Annotated in this window: 5 protein-coding genes; 3 read left to right on the top strand and 2 right to left on the bottom strand. The window is 73.1% G+C overall.

The features are described 5' to 3' along the window. Nucleotides 1-52: 52 nt before the first annotated feature. Both EF903_RS27975 and EF903_RS34405 read right to left on the bottom strand, forming a co-directional pair. Entirely contained in the window at nucleotides 53-1,510 is a 1,458-nt protein-coding gene (locus tag EF903_RS27975; protein ID WP_125547778.1) for an FG-GAP-like repeat-containing protein, read from the bottom strand. A 256-nt stretch (nucleotides 1,511-1,766) separates the two neighbouring features. Further along, nucleotides 1,767-1,916, bottom strand: coding sequence for a hypothetical protein (locus EF903_RS34405; protein WP_185902856.1), 150 nt, complete (start codon nucleotides 1,914-1,916; stop codon nucleotides 1,767-1,769). A 637-nt stretch (nucleotides 1,917-2,553) separates the two neighbouring features. Here EF903_RS34405 and EF903_RS27970 point away from each other — a divergent pair. The 3 genes from EF903_RS27970 to EF903_RS27960 form a co-directional block, all read left to right on the top strand. Next, nucleotides 2,554-3,648 carry a 3-oxoacyl-ACP synthase III family protein gene (locus EF903_RS27970; RefSeq protein WP_125547776.1) on the top strand — a complete coding sequence of 365 codons (1,095 nt, stop codon included), beginning with the start codon at nucleotides 2,554-2,556 and terminating at the stop codon, nucleotides 3,646-3,648. Between the two features lie 6 nt (nucleotides 3,649-3,654). Further along, nucleotides 3,655-4,521, top strand: a complete 867-nt coding sequence (locus tag EF903_RS27965) for a hypothetical protein (RefSeq protein ID WP_125547774.1) — start codon at nucleotides 3,655-3,657, stop codon at nucleotides 4,519-4,521. Nucleotides 4,522-4,526: 5 nt separating this feature from the next. Next, on the top strand, nucleotides 4,527-5,369 hold an 843-nt coding region (locus EF903_RS27960; RefSeq protein ID WP_185902855.1), incomplete at its 3' end, for an AMP-binding protein.

Here is a 5,369-nt window from a genome sequence, read left to right as displayed (position 1 = left end):
GCGCGGCCCCGGCGGGGGCGGTCTGGTCACCCCCGCCGGGGCCGCGCGGCTGCTACCAGCCGCCGGAGCCGATCTGCTTGCGGGCGGCGAGGCCGGAGCCCGTGCCCGGGTAGAGCCACAGCTTGCCGGTGGACTTCTCGACGGCGACGAGGTCGTCGTAGGCGTTCGAGGTGAAGTCGCCGCCGATCAGGTCGTTCATGCCGTTCCAGCCGCCGGAGCCGATCTCCTTGCGCTCGGCGAGGCCCGTGCCGGTGCTCTTGTAGAGGAAGAGCTTGCCGCTGTCGGACTCGGCGGCGACGACATCGGTCCTGCGGTCGTTGTCGACGTCCATGCCGACCAGGTCGTGCATGCCGTTCCAGCCGCCGGAGCCGATCAGGACGCGGCTGCTGCCGCCGCCGATGGCGCCGGTGCCGCTGCCCTTGTACAGCCACAGCTTTCCGGTGGACTTCTCGACGCCCACGACGTCGGCCTTGCCGTCGCCCGTGAAGTCGCCGCCGATCAGGTCCTTCATGCCGTTCCAGCCGCCCGAGCCGATCTCCTTGCGGGCGGCGAGGCCGGAGCCGGTGCCCGGGTAGAGGTACAGCTTGCCGGTCGACTCCTGGGTGGCGACGATGTCGTCCTTGCCGTCGCCGTTGTAGTCGGCGGCCGCCAGGTTGGACATGCCGTTCCAGCCGCCGGAGCCGATCTCGACGCGGGCGCTGCCGCCGGCGATGGTGCCGTTGCTGTTGCCCTTGTACAGCCACAGCTTGCCGGTGGAGGCCTCGACGCCCACGACGTCGTCGACGGAGTCGCCGTTGATGTTCGCGGCCACCAGGTCGGTCATGCCGGGGGCCGGCTGCGGCTTGGGGGCCTCGTCGTCGACGATGTTCTTGTAGCGGACGGGGAAGTAGGGGCCGTAGCCCGGGTAGTACGGGTAGTCGTAGATCCGGTGGTGCACCCCGCTCCGCGTGAAGTCGAATCCCCAGTACTTGGTGTGGTCGCTGTTGGCCCACTTCTCGAAGAGGACGATGTGGCCGCTCGCGCCGGTGTCGTCGTCGAGGAGGGCGTCACCCGGCTTGAGGTCCGACTTGCCGATCCTCTGGACGAGGCCGCGCGGCTCGAAGCCGTCCGTGGTCGGCGAGGAGTCCAGGTCCCAGGCCATCGAGACGAAGCCCGAGCAGTCGGTGCGGTACCCGCCGTGGCGGCCGCCCCAGTCGTAGTCCAGGCCGATGCCCACCCAGCTCCTGGCCCGGTCGATGACCGTGTCGCGGGATATCTTCGGCGTCGCCGCCGCCGCGGCGAAGGGGGCGCCGCGCATTTCCGTGTCGACGGGCGTCTCCTCGCCCTGGCCCGGGCTGCCGAAGTCCGGATGGCCTTCGTCGGCCGCCGCGGCGTCACCGGTCACGGGGGAGGCGGAGGCCGGGGCGGCGGTCGCGGGGCCGTTGACCGCGACGACGGTGCCGGCTGCTGCGGCGATGGCGAGGAGGGCCGCGATTCCGGTGCGGCGGGCGGTCTTTCCGTGGCGAGGCATGGGTGTACTCCGGTTCGTCGTGCGTGAGGTCGTGGCGGGTGCCGGGAGCAGGGGTCGTCCGTGTGCTCGACCGGCGGCTCGGTGCGAAGTCGTGGCGCGGCGGGGCCGCGGGGGTGGTGCGGGAAGAGCAGGGCGGCGGGCGGGGCGGGGGTTTCCGGCGCGGGTCGGACGGCTGCCCTGCAGGTACAGCGGTCTGGTGCGGCGGAGGAGGTGCCGGGGCGTCCCCGGGCTGTCCCGTCGGTCGCCTGAGGGGATGTCAGCCGGCGAGGGAGCCGGCGGCGTCCGCGGCGGACGGCGCCGTGCCCGCGGTGCGCCCCAGGGGGACGGCCGAGGCCATCGGTGCGACCGAGGTGAGTCCGACGGCGAGGGCGAGGACCGCGGCGGCCCGCATGACGTGGATGCGCATGGCGCTGGATTCCTTCCGAACAACAGGGGCGGTGGTGTGGTGTGGTGTGTCGCCCGCCCCGGGTCCGATGAGCGGACCGACTCCTTCGGACACGTCCCGCGGTGACGTTTCCTCAGGCTTCCGAGGCGGTGTCCCCGAGGTCTCCCTCGCTGACAGGAATCAGCTTCGCCGCTGGTCAAAGCCCTGGGAAGAGAGATCGCCCGGCCCAAACCGGCCCTGGCCCAACCGGGCCAGCGGGACCGCCGCGCACGGTGCCGGCGCGCCGGGGGTGGCGGGCGGGGGAGCGAGGTCAAGGCGGACCGGGCGATTCCGGACATCTTTTGCGCGACCGCGCCCGGCGCGGGGACCGCCCGGACATCCGTTCCGTGCCCGTACGGGGGTCCGTGAGGGGACGCCCGGCCCGGCGCCGGCGCCCCCGATCCGGGCCGAAAGTCCCGGATCGGCGGGCGAATTGGCCTGCCGCGGTTTGGCCGATATTCGATCGGATGGGCCCCCGGAACCGGTCCGGCGACCTGCTCGGCAAATTCCGTACGCTACGGTAACTTCGCTGTCCGTCACCAGTGACGGCCCTCAGCCATTTACCGACCGGAGCCACTGACCTTTTCGAAGGCCCGGCGGATCGCCATGGAGGGCGAATATGAGTACCACCGAGCGCCGCAGCCGAATAGAGGCCCTCGGCGCCTTTCTTCCCGCGGGACGCGAGACCAACGACGAACTCCGCGCGAAGGTGCCGAACCTGGGCGACGCGGACGTCCGCCGGATCACCGGCATCGCCGAGCGCCGCGTCCACGACCCCGACCCCGCCGCCGGCGAGGACTCCTTCGGGATGGCCCTCGCCGCCGCCCGCGACTGCCTCGCCGTCTCCCGCCACCGGGCGGCCGACCTCGACGTCGTCATCAGCGCGTCCATCACGCGAGTGAAAGACGGCAGCCGCTTCCACTTCGAGCCGTCCTTCGCCGGGATGCTGGCCAAGGAGCTGGGCGCCCGGCCCGCCATCAGCTTCGACGTCTCCAACGCCTGCGCCGGCATGATGACCGGCGTGTGGCTGCTGGACCGCATGATCCGCTCAGGCGCCGTCCGCACCGGCATGGTCGTCAGCGGCGAGCAGGCCACCCGAGTCGCCCGCACCGCCGCCCGCGAACTGCGCGACTCCTACGACCCGCAGTTCGCCTCGCTCTCGGTCGGCGACTCCGCCGCCGCGGTCGTCCTCGACGAATCCACCGACCCCGCCGACCGCATCCACTACATCGAGCTCATGACCTGCGCCGAATACTCCCACCTCTGCATGGGAATGCCGAGCGACCGCAGCCAGGGAATCGGCCTCTACACCGACAACAAGAAGATGCACGACCGGGAACGCCTCAAACTGTGGCCGCGGTTCCACGAGGATTTCCTCGCCAAGAACGGGCGCGCATTCGAGGACGAGGAATTCGACCACATCATTCAGCACCAGGTCGGCACCCGGTTCATCGAGTACGCGAACCGGACCGCCGAGGCCGAGTTCGGCACACCGATGCCGCCGTCCCTCCAGGTCGTGGAGCAGTACGGCAACACCGCCACCACCTCCCACTTCCTGACCCTGCGCGAACACCTCCGCCGCACCCGCGGCGCGGCCCGGGAGGCCGCGGACCCGGCCCGGGAGGCCGCCGGAGCCAAGTACCTCCTGGTGCCCGCCGCGTCGGGACTCGTCACCGGCGCGCTGTCCGCCACCGTCACCCACGCAGGGGCGTGATCCGCCATGGGCATCGTCATCACCGCATCCGCGACCGCCACCCACACCGACCCCGGCACCCCCGCCTCTGCCGTCGAGCTCGCCGGGCGCGCCGCCCGCCGCTGCCTCGCCCGCGCCCGCGTCTCCCCGTCCGGGGTCGGCGTCCTCGTCAACGTCGGCGTCTACCGCGAGAACAACACCTTCGAACCGGCCGTCGCCGCACTGGTCCAGAAGGAAACCGGCATCAACCCCGACTACCTTGCCGACCCCCAGCCCGCCGCCGGCTTCTCCTTCGACCTCATGGACGGCGCCTGCGGCGTCCTCAGCGCCGTCCAGGCCGGCCAGTCCCTCCTCGCCACCGGCACCACCGAGCGGATCCTCATCACCGCCGCCGACGTCCACCCCGGCGGCGACGCCTCCCGCGACCCCGACTACCCCTACGCCGACCTCGCCGGCGCGTTCCTCCTCGAACGCGACGCCGACCCCCACACGGGATTCGGCCCCGTACGCCACTACGGCGGCGGCGACCGGCCCACCGACGTCGCGGGCTACCTCGACCTCGACACCATGGGCACCGGCGGACGCTCCCGCATCACCGTGCACCGCACCCCCGACCACGAGCAGCACACCGCCGAACTCGCCGCGGCCGCGATCGCCGCGTACACCGCCGAGTTCGGCCTCGACGCCGGCCGCACCCTCGTCATCGGCCCGGACACCCCCGCGGGCGCCGGCGACGGGCCGGGACGGGGCCGGCCGCACACAGCGGCCCCCGTCCTCGGCTACCTCCACGCCCTGGAACACGCCCGCCCCGAAGGCGCCGACACCCTCCTGTTCGTCACCGCCGGCGCCGGACCGCGAGCGGCCTGCGCCTCCTACCGCCCGCAGGGATGGTGACCGCCATGCCGACCACGACCGCCACCCCGTCGGCGGCGGAGGCCCGGCCCGCAGCCGCCGACGACCTCGGCGCGCACAGCCTGGCCGGCCTCCTCGAACGCAACGCCCGCGCCTTCCCAGACAAGCCGGCCGTCATCCACCCCGCCGGCGGACCGCGGCGCGACGGCACCCGCCCCGCCTACCGGACCCTCACCTACGGCCGGCTCCAGCAGGCCGTCGAGGAGCTCGCCGCCGGCCTGACCCGCGCCGGCATCACCAAGGGCACCAAGACCGTCCTCATGGCGCCGCCCGGACCCGAACTGTTCGCCCTCGCCTTCGCCCTCTTCCGGGTCGGCGCCGTGCCCGTCGTCGTCGACCCCGGCATGGGCGTCCGCCGGATGCTGCACTGCTACCGCACCGTCGGAGCCGAGGCGTTCATCGGCCCGCCCCTCGCCCACGCCGCCCGGCTCCTCGGCCGCCGCACCTTCGCCGGCATCCGCGTCCCCGTCACCCTCGGCCGGCACCGCCTCGGCCGGGCCCGCACCCTCGCCGCCGTACGGGCGCTCGGCGCCGAGGGCGGCGCCGCCGCACCCGTCGCCGCAGGCCGCGACGACCTGCTGATGATCGGCTTCACCACGGGCAGCACCGGCCCCGCCAAGGGAGTCGAGTACACCCACCGCATGGCACTGTCCATCGCCCGCCAGATCGAGGCAGTCCACGGCCGCACCCGCGAGGACACCTCCCTGGTCACCCTGCCGTTCTACGGGGTCCTCGACCTCGTCTACGGCTCCACCCTCGTCCTCGCCCCGCTGGCCCCCTCCCGAGTCGCCCAGGCCGACCCCGCGCTCGTCGTCGACGCGCTCGAACGC

Origin of the sequence: Streptomyces sp. WAC05292 (genome assembly GCF_003949955.1) — a bacterium.
GTDB classification, from domain to species: domain Bacteria; phylum Actinomycetota; class Actinomycetes; order Streptomycetales; family Streptomycetaceae; genus Streptomyces; species Streptomyces globosus.
This window is presented reverse-complemented; position numbering and strand designations above follow the sequence as displayed.

What these genes read in the sequence shown, in the direction of transcription:
- EF903_RS27975 (WP_125547778.1), bottom strand. Translation starts at nt 1,510, where the DNA reads ATGCCTCGCCACGGAAAGACCGCCCGCCGCACCGGAATCGCGGCCCTC.
- EF903_RS34405 (WP_185902856.1), bottom strand. Translation starts at nt 1,916, where the DNA reads ATGCGCATCCACGTCATGCGGGCCGCCGCGGTCCTCGCCCTCGCCGTC.
- EF903_RS27970 (WP_125547776.1), top strand. Translation starts at nt 2,554, where the DNA reads ATGAGTACCACCGAGCGCCGCAGCCGAATAGAGGCCCTCGGCGCCTTT.
- EF903_RS27965 (WP_125547774.1), top strand. Translation starts at nt 3,655, where the DNA reads ATGGGCATCGTCATCACCGCATCCGCGACCGCCACCCACACCGACCCC.